Here is a 22,123-nt window from a genome sequence, read left to right as displayed (position 1 = left end):
CGGGGTCAGCCCTTGCCGTGGAACTTCTGGAAGTCGCGGCTCTCGTGGCGGGTGCCGTACCAGATGGCCCCGGCGACGATGGCGATCGAAGCGATGAGGCAGACCGCCGTGCCGAAGCCGGAGTTGGCGAAGGTGAAATAGGCTTCAGTGCCGTCCCACTGGGTGATGGGCGATGTGTTCATGGTCGCGTGTCCTTCTCTGGCGTTGCGGTCCTATTCGGCGGGAACGGCGGCCGGGGTGCCGGTGCCGAGCGGCGACATCACCGGCACGGCCGGGCGGGTCATGCCTTCCGGATAGGCCTCGATCGGCACCTCGACGAGGTCGAGGCCCATGATCTCGACGTCCCGCGGCACCCGCAGAGTGCCCGTCGCCTTCATGACGGCGGACATCGCGTAGCCGGGGATGAAGCCGAGGGCCCCCATCACCACGAGGCCGACGAGCTGGCCGGTCAGCGACACCGGCGGCATCTCGCCGACATTGGGGTAGCCGGCGGCGAAGAGGCCGACGGCGAGGACGCCCATCGCTCCGCCTGCGCCATGGACGGCGACCGCACCGACCGCGTCGTCGATGCCGGCGCGCTCGATGGCGGTGGCGATCATCGGGGCGACGAAGCCGGCGACGGCGGCGATGGCGAAGGCCAGCGGCGGGTACCAGAGGTCGAGGCCCGAGGCCACGGAGATGATGCCGACGAGGCCGCAGGACATCATCCAGAACGGGTCGCGGGTCTTCACCCAGCCGCCGATGATGCCGCCGGCAAACCCCATGACGGTGTTGAAGGCGAAGGCCGACAGGGTCGTCGGCTGGCCGAAGATGTTGGTCCACTGGGCGCCGGAATTGTAGATGATGCAGCCGCCGAGGAAGCCGAAGAAGCCGACGATGATCAGCATCAGGCCGACGACGGTGAGCGGCACCGAATGGGCCTTGATGGCGTTCGGCGTGCCGTCGGCATTGTACTTGCCGATGCGCGGGCCGAGATTGATCAGGACGCCGAGGGTGAAGGCGCCGGCGACGAGATGGACGCAGCCGGCGGCGCCGACGTCGTGGAAGCCGAATTCCGTCGTCAGCCAGCCGGCCGGATGCCAGCCCCAGGCCGCCGCGAGGATCCAGATCACCGAGCCGAGCACGATCGACAGCATCAGGAAGGCGGTCAGGCGGATCCGCTCGATCACCGCGCCGGACATGATCGAGGCGGTGGTCGCGGCGAACAGCGCGAAGGCCGCCCAGAACACGCCGGTGGCGTTGTCGGACAGGTTCGGGCCCATGGCGCTCGACCAGGGCAGGGCGGCGTCCGCCCCGTCGGAGATGGTCAGGCCGGTCGGAAAGGCGTTGTAGATCCACCAGCCGAAGAAGAAGAAGGTCGGCACCACGAAGGCGAAGGCGAGGAGGTTCTTGGTCCCCGCCGCCAGCACGTTCTTGGCCCGCGACGCGCCCATCTCATAGGCGAGGAAGCCGGCGTGGATGGTGATCATCAGGGCGGTGCACCACCAGTAGAAGATCTCCATGTTGACGGCATCGGAGATCTTGGCGCTCGCTTCGAGCGCCGCCACCTTCTGCCCGAGTTCGATGAGCTGCTGTTCCATGGGATTCTCCTTCGGCGAAGCACGGTCGGAGTCCGTCGCCCGGTGGCGACTACTCAGGGGAAACGATGTTCACCGAAGCGAGAATCGTGCCAGCTGGCGCAAGAAGAGCGTCATCCGGGCGTATTTTCTCCACCGACAGCCGCATCCGCCCGCTGAAGGGCAGGATTTCGCGCCGAAAGGGAGCTATTGGGAACGAATGCCCCTGCGGAAGGTTGCCGGCGCCGCCTCCTGTGCCGGCATCGGGACGCGGCGCGCAAGGGCGCCGTGCGCAATATTTGCACACTGAACGAATTCTGTGCGCAGGCTCCAGCTGCCGGGCAGGCGGCGCGACGGCAGTTCCCAAAGCGCGGAGACGGGAGCGCGGAGACGGAAGTGCGGAGACGGGATCGCGGGTCGGCACCCATCTCCCGGCGTCGATCCGGACGCGCTGCCTCAGCCGGTGCGGCCCTGCTGCGGGTAGCAGATGATGGACAGATAGCGCGCCGGCAGCTTCACCAGCTCCTCCGGCCCATGCGGCGCGTCGGCGTCGAAGAAGAAGCTGTCGCCGGGCCGCATGTGGTAGCGGCTGCCCGCGTGGCGATACACGACCTCGCCGTCCAGCATGTAGAGGAACTCCATGCCGTCGTGCTGGAAGGTCGGGAAGACGTCGGAATCGGTGGTCAGCGTGATCAGATAGGGCTCGACGGTGACGCCGCTGGTGTTGTTGTCGATATGGCCGAGGAGGTTGTACTGGTGGCCGGCCCTTGTGCCGCGCCGCTCCAGCTCGACGCCTTCGCCGGCCCGGACGAAGACGGCGTTGCGGGTCTCCTCGAAGCGCCGGAAGAAGGCGGTGAGCGGCACGCCGAGGGCCCGCGACAGGGCCTGGAGCGTCGTCAGCGACGGCGAGATGTTGCCGTTCTCGATCTTCGACAGCATGCCGAGCGAGACGCCCGTCGCCGAGGCGAGGTCGCTGACGGTGATGCCGAGCTTCTTGCGGAAGGCCCGGACCTCGTGGCCGATCGCCGCCTCGAGATTGTTCACCTTGGCCTCGCGGACCGCATGGGGATCCTGCGTCAGGCCCGGCGACGTGCCGCCCCCGTCCTTGCTCCCGCCCTTGCTCGCTCGGCTGGTCGTCTCGCCTGGCCCGGACATGTCGATCACTCCCCGCATCGTCCCTGCAGCTATCCTCCGGGTGAACGGATTTCAACTGTCAGGAAACACACCGGGCTCGCGAGGCGGAGAGGCGCCGCATCGGATGAAGCCCGCAAGCCGGACCATGCCGGACATTTCGCCTGCCTTGCGCCCTCTTCCGCCTCAGGCGGCCGGAAGCGGGATCAGGTCGGCCGGGTCCCAGTCGAGGGCGACAAGCGAACCGACGGCGATGTCGGCGCTGCCGCCGCGCTGGACGATGGCCTTCATTATCGCCCCCTATGACCGGGCCCGGCGCGGCGTGGCGATGGTGCCCCAGGGACGCGAGATCTTCCCGCTCCTGTCGGTGAAGGAGAACCTCGAGACGGGCTTCGCGCCCCTCCACCGCCGCGACCGCACCATTCCCGACACGATCTTCGAGCTGTTTCCGGTGCTGAAGTCGATGCTCGGGCGGCGCGGTGGCGACCTGTCCGGCGGCCAGCAGCAGCAGTTGGCGATCGGCCGGGCGCTCGTGACGCGGCCGCGTCTGCTCCTGCTCGACGAGCCGACCGAGGGCATCCAGCCGTCGATCATCAAGGACATCGGCCGGGCCATCGAATGGCTGCGCGAACAGGGCACGATGGCGATCGTCCTGGTCGAGCAGTACTTCGACTTCGCCCGCGACCTCGCCGATGACTTCGTCGTCTTGGATCGCGGCGAGGTCGTGGTCGCCGGCGACCGTGCGGTGATGGCCCGCGACGAGGCGGAAGTGCGGCGCCACCTGACCGTCTGAGCCTGGAAGCAATCGTCGGACCGAAGACGGGCCGCCGGCCAATTGCTGTGATTCAGTGCCGCGTCTGCTGCCGATGAAGAGGGTCAGGCGGTCGCCAGCGATGGCGCCGAGACCGGCACCGGCGCCCGCGCGCCCGGCTGCCCGACGAGGCCCAGCAGGCGCAACCGGTGGAGGTCGATCCTCCGGGGATTGTGCTCCCGGGCGACTTCCACCGCGATCGCCCGGATCAACTCGTCCTTCAATTCCGGATTGTCCGCGAGATAGGGCGGCACCTTCTTGTCGTACCCGAAATTGATGTGCTCGAAGCCGAATTCGTCCCTCTTCCGGATGAAGTCCGGAATTTCGTGGACGTTCTCGACGACGATGGTCATGTGCCCGACGATGACGACCTTCGTCTTCGCCTGCTTCTTCGCCTCGATCATGCGTCCGACATTGCGAACGACCTTCTCGAACCGCGAACCGGCATTGACGGTCTCGTGGATTTCCTTGGTCGCGGCGTTCAGCGAGAAGGAGATGATGCTGAAATTCTCGGCGATCTTGCGCGCCATATCCTCGCTCAGCGCCGTCCCATTGGTCAGGAGCGCCATCTTTGCGCCGTGGCCGGCCCAGTGATCGATGAAGCGCTTCGCCGACTTCAGGATCAGCGGCTCGCCGCCGAGCAGGGTCACGGTGGGCCGCGACTTCGGGATCTCGATGTTCTGCGTGATGACTTCTTCGGTGAGCTCGACGCGGCTGTCGTGATTCTGCGAGCACATGATGCAACGGATGTTGCATTTCTCGCCGAAGCTGAACAGCACCCGCTTCAGGTCCTGGTCGTAGTCGTGGTCCAGCATCGGCTCGACCGGCGAGACCTGCGGCAGGGTGCAGCCCTTCATGCACTTCAGCGTTCCATCGATCTCCTGCTGGCGGAACGTCTTGATGCGCTCGTCATTGTAGATGGTCTTCAGGCTGGTCTTGTAGATGTTGCCGACAGCGGCGGGCTGCAGGTGGCAGCAGGGAAAAACGTCGCCGTTCTCCCGGATGTACAGGCTGTCATGCACCCAGGTGCAACGCTTGCGCTCGGTCATCGAGTTGCTCCGGGTGAGGGGGGACCACTCAACCCTCGTTGGATACCACGGGGCACGCAGCCACGGTCACGCGGCAGCCTAAGCGGCCTCGGTGGCGAGTTCAATCTCGAACCCCTGCCACCGGTCGGGCGGCGCATGCTCCCCATTTCTTGACCGTCGTCCGCCCGCGTGCACCAATCCTCTGAAAATGACAGGGGAGAGATGCCGTGCCGAGCCCCACCGTCCCCGTTCTCGTCGCCGGTGCAGGGCCGACCGGCCTTGCGTCCTCTTCCGCCTCAGGCAGCCGGAAGCGGGATCAGATCGGCCGGGTCCCAGCCGAGGGCGACGGGCGTGCCGACGGCGATGTCGGCGCCGCCGCCGCGCTGGACGATGGCCTTCATCTCCCGGCCGGTGCAGTCGACGAAATAGGTGCTGGCGCTGCCCGAGAACAAGCGACGGACGACGGTGCCGCGAAGCTGCCCCGCCCGGTCCCCGTCAACGCCTGCCGGCGCGGCCGCGATCCGCACGCGCTCGGGGCGGATCGCGCAGCGCAGCCGGCCGGCGGCGGCGCTCGTTCCCTGCGGCAGGGCGATCGCGGTGACTTCGTCGAGCCGCAGCCGGCCGCCGGAAACCTCGCCGGTGAGGATGTTGGCCTCACCGAGGAAGGTCGCGGCGAATTCGCTCTTCGGCCGGTCATAGATCTCCTCCGGCGCGCCCTCCTGGACGATCCTGCCGTCCTTCAGGATGCCGATCCGGTCGGAGATCGACAGCGCCTCGTCCTGGTCGTGGGTGACGAAGATGGTGGTGACGCCGACCTCGCGCTGGATCCGCTTCAGCTCCACCTGCATGTCGGTGCGCAGCGCCTTGTCGAGGGCCGACAACGGCTCGTCGAGGAGCAGCACCCGCGGCTTGGTGACGATGGCCCGGGCGAGCGCGACGCGCTGGCGCTGGCCGCCGGAGAGCTGGTGCGGCCGGCGCTTGGCAAGCGCGCCCAGCTGCACGAGGTCCAGCGCCTCGGCCACCGCCCGGCGCACGGCCTCGCCCGTCTCGCCCCGCACCTCGAGCCCGAAGGCGACGTTGCCCTCGACGCTCATGTTCGGAAACAGCGCATAGTTCTGGAACACCATGCCGATGCGCCGCCGGTTCACCGGCACGTTTTCCACCGCCTCGCCGTCGATGCGGATCGAGCCCTGGTCGGGGAACTCGAAGCCGGCGATCATGCGCAGGAGCGTCGTCTTGCCGGAGCCGGAGGGGCCGAGCAGGGCATAGAAGCCGCCGTCCTCGAAGGCGATCGAGACGTCGTCCACCGCCTTGTGGGCGCCGAAGGTGAGGCTGACGTTCTGGACTTCGACACGCGCCATTACTGATCGCCTCCAAAGCGGAAAAACCGGGATACGACGAGCATCAGGCTCATGGAGAACACGATGATGATCGTCGAGACGGCGTTGATTTCGGGGGTGAAGCCCTTGCGGATCGCCGCATAGATCTCGACCGGCAGCGTCGTCTGGCCGGGTGTGGCGAGGAAATAGGAGACGACGAACTGGTCGAAGGAGACCGCGAAGGCGAAGAGGCCGCCGGCGACGATGCCCGGCGCGATGCAGGGCAGCGTCACCTTGCGTGTCGTCTGCCATGAGCTGGCGCCGAGCGAGGCGGCGGCGTCCTCGAGATCCTTGGAAAAGGTCTGCAGCCGCGCCGAGACGACGATGATGACGTAGGGCAGCGCCAAAGCGACATGGCCGAGCAGGATGGCATGCAGGCCGCGGCCGATGCCGGTGCCGAAGAAGAAGATCAGCATCGCCGTGCCGGAGATCAGCCAGGGAATGGCGATCGGCGGGAACAGCAGCGCCTGCAGCACCCGCTTGCCGCGAAATTCGTAGCGGAAGAGAGCGAGCGAGGCGGCCGTGCCGAGGACCGTGGCGAGGATCGTCGTCATGACGGCGATCTGGAGCGAGTTCAGCGTCGCGGCGATCAGCCCGTCGTTCTGCGCCAGCGCCGCATACCACTCCGTCGTGCCCTCGAAGGGCAGCTGGTAGAAGGGCGAGGCGTTGAAGGACATCGCCGCCATGATGACCAGCGGCAGATAGAGGAAGAGAAGGACGAGGCCGATATAGGCGCGGCCGAGGCCGGACAGGAAGGCGGGGGCGCGGATCATGCGGCTTTCCTCAGGACCGGGGCCGCGACGAGCAGGATCAGGAGCACGACGGCGAGGAGGATGAAGGAGAGGGCGGCGCCCAGCGGCCAGTTGTAGACGGCGGTAAACTGGTCCTCGATCACCGTGCCGTAGAGCGTGCCGCCACGCCCGCCGAGAATGCGCGGCTCCATGAACGAGCCGACGACCGGGATGAAGATCAGCGCCGAGCCGGCGAGGACGCCGGGCAGCGCCAGCGGCACGACCACCCGGCGAAGGGTGGTGAAGCGCGAGGCGCCGAGCGAGCGGGCCGCCTCGATCAAGGCGTCGTCGATCGCCTGCAGGCTGAGATAGCAGGTCAGCACCATATAGGGCAGATACGAGTGGACGAGCCCGATGACGACGGCCGGATAGGAATACATCAGGTCGAAGGTGACCTCGAAGGGCAGGACGGCGTTCAGCGCCGTGTCGAGGATGCCGCCCTCGCGCAGCACCATCGACCAGGAGAAGACCCGCACCAGCGAGTTGCTCCAGAACGGCAGGATGACGAGGAGGAAGATCGCCTCGCGGGCCCGCCCCCTGAAGATCTTGGCGAGGACATAGGCGGCGGGAAAGCCGACCAGCACGCAGATCAGCGTCACGAGCAGCCCGAGCTTGAGCGAGCGCCAGAGCAGCGTCGCGTAGAGCGGGTCCGAGAAGAACGCCGCGTAGTTGGCGAGCGTCAGCGACGACGACTGCTCGCTCGGCGACATCGAGGTCAAAAGCGAGAAATAGACCATCGCCGACAAAGGCAGGAAGATCGCCAGCGTCAGCCAGGCATAGGCGGGCGTCAGCAGCGGCAGCGCCCGCGCCAGGCCGTTGTCTCGAGTCGTGCCGGTGGTGGCCATGATCCTCATCCCTGCCGGCGGCGCTGCGGTGCAGCCTGCCGCTCGTCTCGATATTCGCCCCGGCCGCCCCCGGCCGCCCCCGGCCGCAATCGGCCGTCCCCCGGCCGCAATCGGGTCCGCCTGCGGCCGGGGCGAGACGCTTCGTCAGTTCGCGCCGACCTTCAGGCCCTGCCAGACCTTCAGATATTCCTCGCGCTGCGCGTCGGTGATCGGCTCCTGGAACTGGACGCGCGCGGCGACCTCCGGTGCGCCCATGACCTTTCGGTTGAAGCTGTCCTCGGGCAGCGCCGCGACGGCCCGCTGGCTCGCCGACACCGGCGCGCCGACGCTTCTGTCCCACTCGGTGTAGAATTCGGGCGAGAGCATGTAGTTGATGAACGTCTCCGCGCCCTCGACATTGGTCGAGCCTTGCGGAATGGCGAATGTGTCGAGCCAGCCGACGGCGCCTTCCTGCGGCACGGCGAGGGAGACCGGCAGGTTGAACTTCACCTTGGCGCGGCCCGCGGAACCCGACCAGTAGGTGCCGAGGTCGATCTGGTTCGACGCGACCATCTGGTTCCAGTCGTTCTCCGAAGACCAGAAGGTGCGGATGTTCGGCAGGAGCTCGGTCAGGGACTGCTTGACGGCCTCGATGTCCTTGACGTCGTTGATGCTCTGCCCGGTGGCGAGCGCCCCCAGCTGGATGGCCTCGACGGCGTCGTCGCGGATCGTCACGCGGCCCTTGTGGTCGGCCTTCCACATCTCCTCGATCGAGGTCGGCGGGGTGTCGAAGGCCTTGTCGTTGATGGCGATGGTGGTCAGGCCCCAGGTCCAGGGCACGCCATAGGTCTTGCCGTCGACATTCAGCATCTTCGACTGGGCCTGCGCCTCGTTGAGGTCGCCGTAATTGGCGATCTTGGCGGTATCGATGGGCTGGACCAGCTTTTCGTCGAGCGCCTGCTGCATGAAGGCGGCGTTGATCATCACGACGTCGTAGAGGCCGGGATTGGTCCTGAGCTTCGTCAGCATCTCCTGTTCGGAGTTGAAGAAGTCGTTGACCACCGTGTCGCCGGTCATCTCCTCGAAGGCCTTGGTGGCGAAGGGCTCGTCGGCGCCGTAGCCCTTCCAGTTGAGGACGTGGAGGTCCTTCGCCATCGCCGTCGTGGCGGACAGGAGCAGGCCGAGGCCCGCGAGGATTGCCGTTGTCTTGTTCATCGCTGGTTTCCTTTCGGCCGTCTGCGGCCGGTTCAATGACCCATGTTCGTCGTGCCGGTTCTTTGCCGGTCTTGGTCCGCAAGGGACAGGAAGCGGATGATCTCGTCGTGGGACGGGCCGCAGGCGCCGCCGCGCCGTGTCACGGAAATCGCCGAGGCGGCATTGGCGTATCTGACCGCATCGGCGGCGGAGAGGCCGCGGGCGAGGGCTCCGACGAAGGCGCCGACATGGGTGTCGCCGGCGCCGTTGGTGTCGATCGCTGCGACGGCGAAGCCGGGCACTTCGACCGGTGCGGCCTCGCGCGTCAGGAGATGGGCGCCGTTCTCGCCGTCGCGCAGCACGATGCCGCCGGCGCGCGGCATGCGGCGCGAGAGGATCGCGGCGGCTGCATCGAGGCTCGCCTCGCCGCCGGCGATGGCCGCGATCTCGCGCCTGTTGGCGCTCATCCAGCTGCTGCGCGCCAGGATCCGGGCGAGGGCATCGGCGGGAATGTCGGCGACGACCGGTGTCGGATCGAAGATGACTTGAACGTTCTCATCGAGCGCGTCGACGAGGGCGAGAACGGCCTCGCGGCTGTCCGGATAGGTCAGCAAGTAGCCGCTGACGGCCAGCCAGTCGCCCGGCGCCATCAGCTCGGCGAGGGTCTCCAGATCCTTGGCATGGGCCTCGGCGCCGGGAAAGGAGACGAAGGAGCGCTCGGCATCCGGCGTGATCAGCACCACGCAGTTGCCGCTGTCGATGCCGGCGAGCGGCGGCAAGAGGACGTCGATGCCCTCGGCGGCGAGGAACGCCCGCAGCGCGTCGCCGTCCGGCCCGGTGCCGAGATAGCCGCCGCAGGCGGTGGCAAGGCCGGTGCGCCGGGCCGCCACCATCATGTTGACGGCACCGCCCGGCGAGCGGGCGAAGCGCGTCGCCATCAGTTCGTCCGCCCGGCGGGGCAGGCCGGGAACGTGATAGACATAGTCCATCACCGCGCCGCCGATATGGACGAGCCGCGCCATGGTCAGGCCGCTTCCGTCGGATTCGTCGGCGCGGCGGCATGGCGAAGCGCGAGCAGCCCCTCGGCGAGCCGTGCCGCATGAGCGAGGTCGAAGCCCTCGAGCTCGGCGATCCGGGCGACCGGCAGGCCGGACTGGCCGCTCGCAGCGCCGGCCATGGCGCCGGCGATGGCGCCGATCGTGTCGGTGTCGCCGCCGAGATTGGCGGCGATGACGGCGGCGCGCCAGGGATTGCCGTTGGCGGCGGCCACCACCGCGAAGGCGGCCGGGATCGATTCCTGCGAGGCCACCGAGGTGCCGACGAGGTCGACGATCGCTGCAATGGCCGTCTGTTCGTTGACGCCGGAGACCAGCTCGCGGGCCCATGCGATGCGGGCCGCGATGTCCGGTGCGGCCGTCCAGGCGCCGACATGACGGGCGGCCCGGGCCGCCTCGATGCCGCGCTCGGCCGCCTCGTTCCAGCCCATCCCGTCGATCGCGGCGCTGATCGCCGCGGCGACGGCGGCGGCCGAGGCGATGGCGACGCTCGTCGCGTGGGTCGCAGCGCAGCTCTCTTCCACCTTGGCGACCAGCCGGTCGAGCGGATCGACCGGCCATGCGATTCCCACCGGCGCGATGCGCATCGCCGCGCCGTTGGTGGTGCCCTCGCGGCCGGCCTCTTCGGGGGCCACGCCGTCGCGGATCAGGTCGATCGCCCGCTTGGTGGAGGGGCCGAGGAGGTCGTAGCTGCCGCGCGCCTTGACGTCGGCCTCCCAGGCGAGCAGCCGGCCCACCCAGGCGCCGTGGTCGAAGCGGTCGGGGCTTTCCAGAAGCTGCTCGGCCAAGAGCAGCGTCTGCTCGGTGTCGTCGGTGATCATGCCGGCGGGCAGCCCCCGCGAGACCGGATGATCCTCGCTCGGCGGCACGAACCGCTCGACATAGCCGTAGCTCCGCCGGATCTCGTCCGGCGACAGCAGCTGCGTCGGCATGCCGAGGGCGTCGCCGAGCGCGCCGCCGACGAGCGCCCCCATGGCGCGGTCGAATTGCTGGTCGTTGGCGTCGGCCATGGTCAGAACTCTCGATGCAAGGCGAAATGGGAGGGATTGAGCAGGCTGGTGATGTGCTCCATCACGCGGCCTTCGCGGGTGCGGATGACGCGGCGGGTGCGCAGGAACATCGCCCCCGGCGCGCAGCCGATGATGCCGGCGTCCTCGGCCCCGAGGGGCACGACGTCGATCCACTCCTCGCCGTGATCGGGGTGGAGCCCGGCCTCGCGCAGCGTCGCCTGCAGCGAGCCGTCGCGCAGGCCCTTCACCGGCAGGGTCTCGATCTCGGGCATCATCGGGATTCGGGAATGTTCGATCGAGATCGCATGGCCGTCCACGGCATGGGTGCGGATGCGGTCGAGGGCGATGAATTCGGAACTTTCCAGGCCGAGCTTTTCGGCGAGCGCCGGGTCCGAGACGATCTCCAGCCGCAGCGTCCGCGTGACGGCGTTGGCACCGGCCTTTTCCAGCGCCTTGGTCCAGCCCGCCTCGTCGGCGACGACGTTGCCGTCGAAGGTGACGAAGGAGCCGATGCCGACGCTGGTGGTGATCAGGCCGCGCCGCGCCAGCTCGCTGAGGCTCTTGCGGACGGTCGAGCGGCTGACCGAGAAGCGCCGCACCAGCTCGTTCTCGCTCTGCAGCTGGTCGCCATGGGCGAGCTGGCCGGAGCGGATCTCCTTCTCCAGGATCCGGGCGATCTTCTCCGGCTTGCCGGAGGCGACCGCTGAGGAAGCCACTGTTCGCACCACTGTCTGAACCTGTCCATAAAACCTGTCTGGACTTGTACTTTTCAGGATTGGGGGCGGCGTGTCAATCGGGAAGTCGCGGGACCGGTCGGTCTCGAGGGAGAAAATCGTCATGCCCGCGCCCGGCTGCACGAACGGCGATCGTGTGAAGCCCGCGCGGCGCCGTTCGAAGACCGGGGCCGGCGGTATGAGGAGAGGCCTCCGGCGACACGGGGCTCCCGCATCGGCCGCTCCATCGGGACGGATATGCCTCCCCCCGAAACGAAAGAGGCCCGCGCCGGAGCGCGAGCCTCTCACATCCCTTGCCGGCGAAGCTTCGCCGGCTGTCCGCTCGATCAGGCGGCGGCGGGCCGGCCCGCAAGGCCCGGCGTGCGCAGCGAGGAATCGGCGGTGGCGATGAAGTCCTCGGCAAGGTCGGTCCGGCTGCGCGTCGCGAGGCTCACGACGACGAAGAGGGCGGCCGAGACCGGGAAGCCGAGGATGCCGGCGTTCAGCCCGAGGATCGAATTGCCGGTCAGATACATCGCGACGACGAAGATGCCGCCGCCGACGATCGAGGCGAGCGCGCCTGCCGCCGTGCCGCGCTTCCAGAAGAACGCCCCGACGATCGCCGGAACGATGACCACGAGGCCGGTCGAGGCGGCGACCGCGAGGACCGCGATCAGGCTGAACTGCATGGCGGCGAAGCCCAGCGCGATCAGCGAGATGATCGGGATGATCAGCTTGCCGATCATCAGCTGCTTGCGGTCGTCCGTCCGGGTCGCGACATTGGCGTAGACGTCGCGGGCGACCATCGAGGAGAGCGTCAGGAGGATCGAGTCGATCGTCGAGACGGCCGCCGCCAGGATGCCGACCATGACGACGACGCCGAGCACCGGCGGCACGAAGTCCGAGGCGAGAAGCGTCGAGGTGGCGAGATCGGCATTGGCGAGGTCGGGGAAGGCGACATAGGCCGAGAAGCCCCAGAGCACCGACACCAGCGTGTAGACGAAGCCGAAGGCGAGGAAGATCATCAGCATCCGCCGCAGCGCGCCGAGCGAGGCGGGCATGAACAGGCGCTGGGAGACCTGCGGGTTGGAGATCGCGAAGAAGAACCACGGGATCGTCAGGCCGAGGAAGGTGGTGAAGGAGAACAGGCCCGGGCCGGGAACCGTCAGCATGGCCGGGTTTCTCTCCGCCACCGCGTCGAACAGGGCCGTGAAGCCGCCGAGTTCGGCGACGACGAAGCCGACGACCGCGACCGAGGCGACGATCATCACGAGGGCCTGAAGGCTGTCGGTCCACATCACCGAGCGGATGCCGGCGATGTAGGAGAAGGCGATGGCGAGCACCGTGGCGACGATGATGCCGGCGCCGAAGGAGATCGCCCCGTCGCTCATGCCGGACAACAGGTAGCCGACGCCGGCGAGCTGGACGGCCGAGTAGGGGATGAGGAAGATGCAGCTCGCCACGGCGGCGGCCATCGCCACCCAGCGGCTGCCATAGCGCGCGCCGAGCATTTCGGAGGGCGTCACGAAGCCGTATTTCTTGCCGACGGCCCAGAAGCGCGGGCCGAAGATCGCCACCAGCGAGACGCCGGCGAAATAGACGATCTCGAAGCCGAGGGCGCCGACGCCGCCCTTGTAGGTGAGGCCGGCGAGGCCGACCATCATGAAGGCCGAATAGGTCGTCGCCGAATAGGAGAGGGCCGAGACGAGGCCGCCCATCGAGCGCCCGCCGATGAAGTAGTCGGACATGGTGGCGGCCGTGCCCGACCGCGACATATAGGCGACGACGACGGAGGCGACGATGTAGATCGCGACGCCGACGAGGATGAGGGTGGTGGTCACTGGTCGTCACTCCCGAAGCTGGCGGTGGCCATGGCGTTGACGCCGATCACCAGGAGGCCGGCGAGGGTCCAGAACAGGAAGGCGCCCTTCCAGCTCTCGACGCTTCCGAGAAGCACGTACGGCACGAAGTAACAGGCTGCGATCAGCAGCGCCATCAAGCCAAGACTGAGTTTTCGCAAGGCAATCATCTCCCAACAAAGCGGGGGTTTCGGGACATTCGATCGGGCAAGGCTTCGCCGTCGCCGGACCGCGGTCCTGCCGACGTCGAGATGTACAGCGCGGTGGCGCGGGGCGCACCGACTTTGTCGTGGAACCGGCGGCTGCGGCCCTGCTGCCGCGCCGTGCCGGACGGGTCTAGCGGCCTGCCAGGCCCTTCAGCCAGGCCAGCACGTCGTCGCTGTCGGTGACGTCGGCGTATTTCTGGCCCATGTCGTAGAGATTGGCGTCGTGAGGCGCCTTGGCCCGGTCGGCGCAGCAATCGGCGGGCACCAGCACGTTGAAGCCGGACTGCACCGCGTCGACGACGCTGGCGCGCACGCAGCCCGACGTCGTCGCCCCGGTGACGACGAGGGTGTCGACGCCGGCGCCGGTGAGGATCGCGGCGAGGTTGGTGCCGAAGAAGGCCGAGGCGCCGTGCTTGACGATCAGCGCGTCCTTGTCGGTCATGCCGCAGGCTTCGTCGATCTCGACGAGGCGGGTGCCGACCATCAGCGCCGCCATGCCGGTCGCCTTCTTCAGCCAGGGCAGGCTGTCGCGCTCCAGCGGCGTGTAGGCGATGGTGGTGTAGATCACCGGCATGCCGGCGGAGCGGGCGAAATCCGTCAGCCGCCGCGTCGCGGCGATCTCGGCGCTCATGTCGGCGGCGGTCGGGTACTGGGTGTCGGAAAAGCCGTAGCTGAAGTCGACGACGAGGATCGCGGGCCTGTCGCCGCGCGGGACGCTCGCGCCGAAGCCGGCATCCTTGTAGACGGTTTCCTGGGTCATGCGGCTTTCCGGCGGCTCGATCGACGATGATGGAAGACCGCCGCGAGCCCTTTCGGACCGCGGCGGAAGCAAGGCGAGGCGCTCAGTTGCGCGCCATCTGCATCTCTTTGACGACGATGTCGCCGTCGATGACGATCGGCTCGTCGTCGAGGAACAGCGAGCAGCCGCGCATCGGGATGTCGAGATGGCAGGCGGTGTCGTTGGGGCCGCCGAGCTCGTTGTTCGGGCCGGTCGAGAACATCACGTTGCCGTAGTAGGAGCGCGGCTCCATGCCCATGCCGCCCGGGAACTCGCCCGGCACCATGCGGTGCCACTTGGCGTGCGGGTTCATGCCCCAGCCGACATGGCTCATGCCCATGCCGCGCTTGTCGTTGAAGCCGTCCATGTAGCTCTTCACCAGCTCGGCATCGAGGCCGCCGCGGATGTCGGTGATCCAGCCCTTCTCGATCGTGTAGGTGATCGGATCGCGGACATACATGTTCTGCGGCAAAAGGATGTCGCCGGGCGCGACGACGATCTGGCCGTCGACGCCGTCGTCGTCACCGCCGGTGAAGACGAAGCCCGAGGGCCAGTGGTCCCAGCGGCCCGGCTCGTCGGTGCAGGCATATTCGGTGATCGTCGGATAGGTGTTGAGCTTGTAGGTGACGTCGGTGCCGTGCGGCGAGGTGATGCGCATCACCTTGGCCTTGGCGAGGATCTCGCCGCCGATCTCCACCTTCTCGCGGATCTCCTTGGTCGGCAGCATGCGGGCCAGAAGCTCCGGCGGCTCGACGGCGGTGAGGATGCGCGTGCCGGCGGCCTGGATCGCCATCTGCTCGGGCGAGAACAGCAGGAAGATGCAGTCGATCAGCATGTCGCAGCGCTTCAGCGCCTCGACCGCGTCGGGCATCGCCGCAAGCCCGGTCTGGCCGACGGCCCAGGCTCCCGTCGGCGGCACCGCGGGCAGGCGCATGTGGTACATCTTGGCGCCGAGCCGCGAGCCGGCCGCCATGAAGGCGTCGGCATAGTCGAGCCGCTCGGAGCCCTGCGTCAGGACGACGAGCTTCTCGCCCTCGGTGACGCCGGACATCTTGAGCTGGTGCAGGCAGATCTCGGTGAAGCTGAACGGATCCATCGTCGCTGTCCTTCCCTGTTCGTCTCGAAAGGCCGTCAGGCCGAAAAATCCAGGACCGCCTCGAGGAAGCCCTCGAGATTGTCCCACGGGATCATGTGGCCGGCACCCTCGACGGTGCGCACCTCGATCGCCGGCGCGAGCTGCCGGATCTCGGCGACGTCCTCGTCGTTTATGACCGGCGCTGCGCCCGCCACGACGAGGCGCATCGGCAGCGTCAGATGCGGCAGGTCCTGGTGGATGTCGTCGGTGTGGAAGCCCTTGAACGCCGTGTCGATGGCATCGAGCTGGCAGGTGTGCAGCCATTCGGCGCGCAGCGCCCGCTGCTCCTCGCTCCAGGTCGGGCAGAATTCCTTCATGTCCTCGGCCGAGCAGCCCTTGTCGGCCATCAGGATCGAGTTCTCGTACCACGGCCATTTCGACGGGTATTCCCGCCGTCCCGGCCCGGAGACCGGCGGATCGACGAGGACGAGGCCGGAAAAGGCATCGGGGGCGAGGCGGGCGGCGCGGATGGCGTTGCGCGCGCCCATCGAGTGGCCGAGGACGATCGGCGTGCCGAGGCCGGCGGCCTTCGCCACCGCGATGGCGTCCCTCGCCATGGCGTCGAGGGAATAGTCGAGCTCGCCCGCCTGTGAGAGGCCGCGGCCGCGCACGTCGAGGACGTGGACGTCGAACGTCTCGGCCAGCCGCTCGGCGACGAAGCCCCAGGTGATCGCCGGCGAGGTGATGCCGGGAATGAGCAGCATCGCCGGGCCGTTGCCGGGATAGCGGATCAGGTGCTGGCGAATGCCGTTGGCGTGGACGTTGTAGCCGAAGGCCATGAGGGCTCCTCCTGGGATTTCGTCTTCTGTCCGGATCAATACATGCCCGAAAGCAGCGTGCCGCCGCCGGGCACGCGGGTGTCGAGGCCGAGGGCCTTCAGCATCGACCAGGTGGTGGCGATGGCGGCCGTCAGCACGGGCTTGCCGGTCTGCGCCTCGACCATCGAGACGGCGGCGAGGGACGGCATCTGGACGCAGGCCGACAGGACGATCGCGTCGACGTCGCCGACTTCGAGCTCCGACACGATGCCCGGCAGCTTGCCGGTGTCGTGGGCGGCGACGGCGAGATTGTCGGAAATCTCCAGCGCCCGCGAGGTCGTGACCTCGATCCCCTCATTGGCGATGTAGTCGACCACCATGGCGGTCAGCGGCTTCATGTAGGGCGCGACGACCGCGACCTTCTTGGCGCCGATCGCCTTGATGCCGTCGCACAGGGCGCCGGCGGAGGTGACCACCGGGGCCGGGTTGCCGTTGTCGACCGTCACCTGGTGCAGGCGCCGGGCGGATTCGTTGTGATAGCCGTGGCCCATCGACATGATCGCGACGAGGCAGGCATAGCCCATCACGTCGACCCTCGCGTCGGAGAGTTCGAGGGCGCAGCGGTCGCTCTGGCCGTCCATCGCCGCGAGCTCTTCCTTGGTCACGTGCTTCATCCGCATGCGCGACGAATGGAAGGTGAAGCGCTCCGGTGCGATCGTCTCGCGCAGGCGCAGCAGCGCCGGGATCTCCGTCTCCATGGTGACGTTGGAACTCGGAACGATCTGGCCGATGCGGATCGGTGTCATGGGCGCAACCTCGATAATGTCATTTCCATGATGCTACGCCAATTGTTTGTATAGAAACAAGTTCCCCCGGCGAGATTTTTCGCATCGTCAGGAAAATCAGTCTGTTAGCCGGCAAATTCGCGAATCCACGCCCAGCTCGCATGACTGATTGACGAAATATTGTGCAGTGCGATGAGGGGGTGCGCCGTCGCGAAGGCCGTCATCCTCGAGGCCTTCCGGATCGTCTCTGCCAGGCGACGGCGGCTTGGATGAAGGTGAGTCTGCGGCGCGGCGCGTCATGCGCGCCGAGCCCCTCAGCAGAGCTTCGCCAGAAGCCGCAGGAACGTCTCGCGCTCGGCCTTCGTCAGGGGCTCGAGCGTCGCCTCGGTGATGCCCTTGACCACCGGGATCGCGTCGCGGATCAGCGCGCGGCCCTTCTCGGTCGACTGCAGCAGGTAGCGCCGCTTGTCGTTCGGGTCTTTCTCGGTGGTCAGGAGGCCCTGATTCTCGAGGCGCGAGATCACCCCCTTCGTCGTCGCGGCATCCATGGCGACGAGGCGCCCCAAGGCGTTCTGCGAGATCGGGCCGGGCTCGGCGAAGAGCCGGAACAGCGTCGAGAACTGGGTCGGCGTCAGCCCGCCGATGGTCGAGCGGGCGAAGATCGTCATGTGGCGCTGATAGGCCTTGCGCAGCAGGAAGCCGACCTGCTCGTCGAGCACATAGCCGAGAAACGGGTCGTCTCCACCACTGCTTGTCGCCACGACGAGGCCCTTTCCCGTTCCGTCCGATCGCTGGTTGCCACGTTCGCGAATGGGCGACAAGCGCGGGTTGCGGGGGCTGCGATGCCGTGCCGGCGGACGGCGCTCCCGGACAGGGTTTTCATCCGAGAATTGTTTGTGTACAAGTGAATTTTTGCGGCAAGCGGTTTTCTTGCCGCCAAGCCATCCGCCGACGGGGGTGACGCAGGACGATGGATCGGTCGATCGAGATTGCCGTGAATGGCACACGCCACGCCTTCGCCGTCGACGACCGGCGCAGCCTCCTCGACGTCCTCAGAAGCGACCTCGGCATCACCAGCCCGAAATATGGCTGCGGCCTCGCCCAGTGCGGCGCCTGCACGGTGCTGGTGGACGGCGCCCCGGCCCGCAGCTGCGTGCTCCGCGCCGCGAAGGCGGACGGCGCGGCGATCACCACCCTCGAGGGACTTGCCGATGCCGGCACCGGCGCGCTGCATCCGGTGCAGCAGGGCTTCGTCGAGGCGGCCGGCGCGCAATGCGGCTACTGCCTGAACGGCATGATCATGTCGGCGCTGGCGCTGCTGTCGGCCAATCCCGAGCCGCGCGAGGACGACGTCCGCTCCGCGCTCCGCCACAATCTCTGCCGCTGCGGGACCCATGCCGAGATCGTCGCCTCGGTGATGCGGGCGGCCGAGCTGATGCGGGAGGCGGGCGGGAGCCCGGCGACCGACGACGCGGCGCCCGGCGAAAGCGCCGGCACCCTTCGGCAGGCCCGCGAAGGAGCCTCCGCGTGAGCGGCGATTACGGGCGCATCCTGGTCTTCCGCGAGGCGGGCGCGGCACGCGAAGTCTTCCTCTCCTTCGACACCTTCGGCATCGCCATCGGCTTCAACGGCCATGTCGATCTCGGCACCGGTATCGAGACGGCGCTGTCGCAGATCGTCGCCGAAGAGCTCGACCTGCCGCTCGACCGGGTCCGCATGGTGCTCGGCGATACCACCCGGACGCCGAACCAGGGGCCGACGATCGCCTCCGAGACGATCCAGATCACCGCAATCCCGCTGCGCCACGCCGCCGCCCAGATCCGCCGCGAACTCGCCCTGCGCGGTGCTAGGCGGCTGAACGCGCCGGCGACGCGCGTCACCCTGGCCGACGGCTCGGTCCGCTGGAAGGACACGGCGGCAACATATGAGAGCCTGATCGCCGGCGAGGAGATCGCGCTGCGGCTGGACGAGGCGACGCCGGTGAAGGACCCGAAGGACTACACCGTCGTCGGCCGCTCGGCGGCGCGGGTGGATCTCCCGGCCAAGGTCACCGGCAGCCATCCCTATATCCACGACGTCTTCGTCGACGGCATGGTCCACGGCCATGTCGTGCGGCCGCCCTATCACGGCCGCGACTCCGGCGCCTTCATCGGCCACAGCCTCGTCGGCTTCGACGAGGCGGCGGTGCGCGCGATGCCGGGCTTCCTCGCCGTCGTCCGGCGGGGCGACTTCCTCGGCGTCGTCGCCGAGCGGGCGGACCAGGCCGAGGCGATCGCCGAGGCCCTGCCGGTGGAATGGCTGCTGCCGCCGGAGCTGCCGGACATGGCGAGCCTCGCCGACACGATCCGCAGCCAGCCGGCGACGCCGCGCAGCTGCGACGCCACCGGCGACTTTGCCGCCGGGATCGCCCAATGCGACGTCCGGCTGGCGCGTTCCTATGTCTGGCCCTATCACCTGCACGGCTCGATCGGCCCCTCCTGCGCCATCGCCGACTGGAATGCCGGCGAGCCGATCGTCTGGTCGGGCTCCCAGAACCCCCACATGCTGCGGGCCGATCTCGCCAATCTGATGCAGCTCGACGAGGCGCGGATCGACATCCGCCGCTACCAGGCCGCCGGCTGCTACGGCCGCAACTGCGCCGACGACGTCTGCGGCGACGCGCTGCTCCTGTCGCATGCCACCGGCCGGCCGGTGCGGGTGCAGCTGACGCGGGCCCAGGAGCATCTCTGGGAGCCGAAGGGGGCGGCCCAGGTGATGGACGTCGAGGGCGGTCTGAAGGACGGCGCCTTCCACGCCTACGGCCTCGATACGTGGTATCCGTCCAATCGCGGCCCGAACCTCGCCCTGCTCCTCACCGGCCGCGTCCCGCCCGAGCCTCGCCCTTCGGACATGGGCGACCGGACGATCATCCCGCCCTACCGGATCGCGCACAAGGCGATCACCGTCCACGACATGGCGCCGATCGTGCGCGCCGCCTGGATGCGCGGCGTCTCGGCGCTGCCCAACACCTTCGCCCATGAGAGTTTCGTCGACGAGCTGGCCTATGAGGCGGGGGAGGACCCGGTCGCCTTCCGCCTCGCCCATATCGACGATCCCCGCACCGCCCATCTCATCCGCGAGAGCGCCGAGAAGGGCGGCTGGGAGGCGCGCACCGCGCCGCGCAAGCGCCGCGAGGGCCGCATGGCCTATGGCCAGGGCTTTGCCTTCGCGACCTATGTCCACGGCGCCTTTCCCGGCACGGCGGCGGCCGCCTCCGCCTGGGTCTGCGACGTCGCGGTGGACATGGAGACCGGCGAGGTGCAGCTCACCCGCGTCTTCGTCGGCCAGGACCAGGGCCTCGTCATCAATCCCGACGGGGTGCGCCACCAGATCCACGGCAACGTCAACCAGACCGCCGGCCGGGTGCTCAAGGAGGCGCTGAGCTTCGACGAGATCACCATCACGGCGCAGAGCTGGGCGACTTATCCGCTGCAGACCTTCCCCGAGACGCCGGCGATCGAGACGATGCTGGTCGAGCGCTCCGGCGATCCGGCCCTCGGCGTCGGCGAGAGCGCCGCTGTGCCGGCCGCCGCCGCCATCGCCAACGCGATCTTCGACGCGACCGGCATCCGCATGCGCGAGGCGCCGTTCACGCCGGAGAAGATGCGCGCCGCCCTCGGCATCGCGGCCTCAGCGCAGCCGGCCGCCGTCGCCGGCCCCGTCGCCGCCCTCTCCTGGCGCGACCGGCTCGCGGCGAAGGGCTTTGCGTCCAGGGGGAGTGCCGCCAATGGCACGGGGGCCCGCAAGATGGGCCTCGCGGCGCTTCTCGGCGGCACGCTGACCGCGGGCGCCCTGGCGCTGCCGATCCACCGGGCGATCCCGCCGACGCCGGCGCCTCCGGCCGCGAGCTTTTCGGCCGAGCTCCTCGCCAAGGGCCGACAGGTCTTCGCCGCCGGCAACTGCGCCGACTGCCACACCGTGCAGGGCGGCTCGCCCAACGCCGGCGGCCTTCCGGTCGAGACGCCCTTCGGCACGATCTACACCTCCAACATCACGCCCGACCCCGCGACCGGCCTCGGCCACTGGAGCTTCGAGGCCTTCGAGCGCGCCATGCGCAAGGGCGTCTCGCGCGACGGCACGAACCTCTATCCGGCCTTCCCCTACACCTCCTTCGCGAAGATGAGCGGCGACGACATGTTCGCGCTCTATGCCTATCTGCAGACGCTCGAGCCGGTGCGCCGGGAAACGCGGCCCGCCGAGATGGCCGTGCCGTTCAACCTGAGGCCGCTCAATGCTGCCTGGAACGCGCTCTATCTCGGCTCCGGGCCGCTCGCGCCGGTGGCCGAGAAGAGCCCCGAATGGAACCGCGGGCGATATCTCGTCGAGGCGACCGGCCATTGCAGCGCCTGCCACTCGCCCCGCAACGCGCTCGGCGCCGAGAAGGGCGGCGACGCGGCCCTCTCCGGCGCGCCGGTCAAGGGCTGGTACGCGCCGGCCATCGCCGGCACGGCCGCCGCAAGCTTCGGCTGGGACGCGGAACGCTTCTACCAGTATCTGCGGACCGGCGTTGCCGGCGATCTCGCCGCCGCCGCCGGCCCGATGGCCGAGGTCGTCGCCAATCTGCAGGAGCTGCCGGACAGCGATATCCGCGCGATGGCGGTCTATCTCGCCTCGCTGGCGCCGGACGCGGCAGGGGTGTCCGGAACCGCCGTCGCGCCAGTGGACGAGCCCCGCAATGCCGCCGTCGGCCCGATGGCGACCCCGCTGCCCGACGCGACGCACCGCCTGTTCGAGAGCGCCTGCGCGGTCTGCCACGAGCCGGCCGTCGGCAATCTGGCGACCGCCGCGCAGGTGCCGCTGTCGCGCAGCGCGGCGGTGCGCTCCGGCGACGACGAGGCGCTGCGCACCGTCATCCGCGACGGGATCGAGGCGCCGCTGTCCCTGTCGACGCGCGACATGCCCGGTTTCGGTACGGAACTGACGAGCGCGCAGATCGACGCGCTCGCCGCCTATGTCCGCACGCGCTACGGCGCTGCGGCCCGTTAGGGTGCGACCGGATGAGTGGAAACCACCCGTCGGGCGGGGCGAGGACAACGCGGGCCTGGGCAGGGCGGCAGCACTGCGGCACGAG

The 22,123-nt window shown here is 68.6% G+C and carries 20 protein-coding genes and 1 pseudogene; 3 read left to right on the top strand and 18 right to left on the bottom strand.

Annotated features, from left to right (window positions below; all coding sequences use genetic code 11):
* Window positions 1-5: 5 nt before the first annotated feature.
* The 3 genes from ATO4_RS27820 to ATO4_RS19405 form a co-directional block, all read right to left on the bottom strand.
* Window positions 6-182: a hypothetical protein gene (locus tag ATO4_RS27820; RefSeq protein WP_176223062.1), complete on the bottom strand. Its 177-nt coding sequence runs from the start codon at window positions 180-182 to the stop codon at window positions 6-8.
* Window positions 183-212: 30 nt separating this feature from the next.
* Complete coding sequence (locus ATO4_RS19410) at window positions 213-1,580, bottom strand: ammonium transporter (RefSeq protein WP_083593198.1); 1,368 nt, start codon at window positions 1,578-1,580, stop codon at window positions 213-215.
* Window positions 1,581-2,012: 432 nt separating this feature from the next.
* Window positions 2,013-2,711 (bottom strand): helix-turn-helix domain-containing protein, encoded by a 699-nt coding sequence (locus ATO4_RS19405; protein WP_083593222.1) that lies wholly within the window; start codon window positions 2,709-2,711, stop codon window positions 2,013-2,015.
* Window positions 2,712-2,979: 268 nt separating this feature from the next.
* Between ATO4_RS19405 and ATO4_RS19400 the strand changes: the two are divergent.
* Window positions 2,980-3,480, top strand: a pseudogene (locus ATO4_RS19400) (ATP-binding cassette domain-containing protein); the annotation flags it as partial.
* Between the two features lie 83 nt (window positions 3,481-3,563).
* Here ATO4_RS19400 and ATO4_RS19395 read toward each other — a convergent pair.
* From ATO4_RS19395 to ATO4_RS19325, 15 genes are all read right to left on the bottom strand, one after another.
* Window positions 3,564-4,547 carry a radical SAM protein gene (locus ATO4_RS19395; protein ID WP_083593196.1) on the bottom strand — a complete coding sequence of 328 codons (984 nt, stop codon included), beginning with the start codon at window positions 4,545-4,547 and terminating at the stop codon, window positions 3,564-3,566.
* Window positions 4,548-4,822: 275 nt separating this feature from the next.
* Complete coding sequence (locus ATO4_RS19390) at window positions 4,823-5,887, bottom strand: ABC transporter ATP-binding protein (protein ID WP_083593195.1); 1,065 nt, start codon at window positions 5,885-5,887, stop codon at window positions 4,823-4,825.
* Complete coding sequence (locus tag ATO4_RS19385) at window positions 5,887-6,678, bottom strand: ABC transporter permease (protein ID WP_083593194.1); 792 nt, start codon at window positions 6,676-6,678, stop codon at window positions 5,887-5,889. The genes ATO4_RS19390 and ATO4_RS19385 overlap by 1 nt, the downstream gene beginning before the upstream one ends.
* Window positions 6,675-7,541 carry an ABC transporter permease gene (locus tag ATO4_RS19380; RefSeq protein WP_083593221.1) on the bottom strand — a complete coding sequence of 289 codons (867 nt, stop codon included), beginning with the start codon at window positions 7,539-7,541 and terminating at the stop codon, window positions 6,675-6,677. The genes ATO4_RS19385 and ATO4_RS19380 overlap by 4 nt, the downstream gene beginning before the upstream one ends.
* A 144-nt stretch (window positions 7,542-7,685) precedes the next feature.
* Window positions 7,686-8,735 (bottom strand): extracellular solute-binding protein, encoded by a 1,050-nt coding sequence (locus tag ATO4_RS19375; protein WP_083593193.1) that lies wholly within the window; start codon window positions 8,733-8,735, stop codon window positions 7,686-7,688.
* Window positions 8,736-8,767: 32 nt separating this feature from the next.
* Entirely contained in the window at window positions 8,768-9,736 is a 969-nt protein-coding gene (locus ATO4_RS19370) for a PfkB family carbohydrate kinase (RefSeq protein ID WP_083593192.1), read from the bottom strand.
* Window positions 9,737-9,738: 2 nt separating this feature from the next.
* Complete coding sequence (locus ATO4_RS19365) at window positions 9,739-10,779, bottom strand: ADP-ribosylglycohydrolase family protein (protein WP_083593191.1); 1,041 nt, start codon at window positions 10,777-10,779, stop codon at window positions 9,739-9,741.
* Between the two features lie 2 nt (window positions 10,780-10,781).
* Window positions 10,782-11,495, bottom strand: coding sequence for a GntR family transcriptional regulator (locus ATO4_RS19360; RefSeq protein WP_245308842.1), 714 nt, complete (start codon window positions 11,493-11,495; stop codon window positions 10,782-10,784).
* A 344-nt stretch (window positions 11,496-11,839) separates the two neighbouring features.
* Complete coding sequence (locus tag ATO4_RS19355; protein WP_083593189.1) at window positions 11,840-13,333, bottom strand: sodium:solute symporter family protein; 1,494 nt, start codon at window positions 13,331-13,333, stop codon at window positions 11,840-11,842.
* The gene (locus ATO4_RS19350; RefSeq protein ID WP_139802560.1) at window positions 13,330-13,512 is read right to left on the bottom strand and encodes a hypothetical protein; all 183 of its coding nucleotides are present in this window, start codon (window positions 13,510-13,512) and stop codon (window positions 13,330-13,332) included. Before ATO4_RS19350 ends, ATO4_RS19355 begins: the two co-directional genes overlap by 4 nt.
* A 175-nt stretch (window positions 13,513-13,687) precedes the next feature.
* Window positions 13,688-14,317 carry an isochorismatase family protein gene (locus tag ATO4_RS19345; protein ID WP_083593187.1) on the bottom strand — a complete coding sequence of 210 codons (630 nt, stop codon included), beginning with the start codon at window positions 14,315-14,317 and terminating at the stop codon, window positions 13,688-13,690.
* 82 nt (window positions 14,318-14,399) lie between these two features.
* Window positions 14,400-15,431: a leucyl aminopeptidase gene (locus ATO4_RS19340; RefSeq protein ID WP_083593186.1), complete on the bottom strand. Its 1,032-nt coding sequence runs from the start codon at window positions 15,429-15,431 to the stop codon at window positions 14,400-14,402.
* Between the two features lie 35 nt (window positions 15,432-15,466).
* Entirely contained in the window at window positions 15,467-16,249 is a 783-nt protein-coding gene (locus tag ATO4_RS19335) for an alpha/beta hydrolase (protein WP_139802559.1), read from the bottom strand.
* A 35-nt stretch (window positions 16,250-16,284) separates the two neighbouring features.
* Window positions 16,285-16,986, bottom strand: coding sequence for a maleate isomerase (gene ndpH / locus ATO4_RS19330; RefSeq protein ID WP_139802562.1), 702 nt, complete (start codon window positions 16,984-16,986; stop codon window positions 16,285-16,287).
* A gap of 341 nt (window positions 16,987-17,327) precedes the next feature.
* Window positions 17,328-17,774, bottom strand: a complete 447-nt coding sequence (locus ATO4_RS19325) for a MarR family transcriptional regulator (protein ID WP_245308841.1) — start codon at window positions 17,772-17,774, stop codon at window positions 17,328-17,330.
* A 233-nt stretch (window positions 17,775-18,007) separates the two neighbouring features.
* On the opposite strand from ATO4_RS19325, the gene ATO4_RS19320 reads away from it, so the two are divergent.
* Together ATO4_RS19320 and ATO4_RS19315 are read left to right on the top strand one after the other, a co-directional pair.
* Entirely contained in the window at window positions 18,008-18,544 is a 537-nt protein-coding gene (locus tag ATO4_RS19320) for a (2Fe-2S)-binding protein (protein WP_245308840.1), read from the top strand.
* Window positions 18,541-22,038, top strand: a complete 3,498-nt coding sequence (locus ATO4_RS19315; RefSeq protein WP_083593183.1) for a molybdopterin cofactor-binding domain-containing protein — start codon at window positions 18,541-18,543, stop codon at window positions 22,036-22,038. The genes ATO4_RS19320 and ATO4_RS19315 overlap by 4 nt, the downstream gene beginning before the upstream one ends.
* Window positions 22,039-22,123: the final 85 nt, after the last annotated feature.

Origin of the sequence: Aurantimonas sp. 22II-16-19i (assembly GCF_002088275.1) — a bacterium.
Taxonomy (GTDB): domain Bacteria; phylum Pseudomonadota; class Alphaproteobacteria; order Rhizobiales; family Rhizobiaceae; genus Jiella.
Note: the sequence above shows the minus strand (reverse complement) of the source record. Positions and strands in the feature narration are given on the sequence as shown.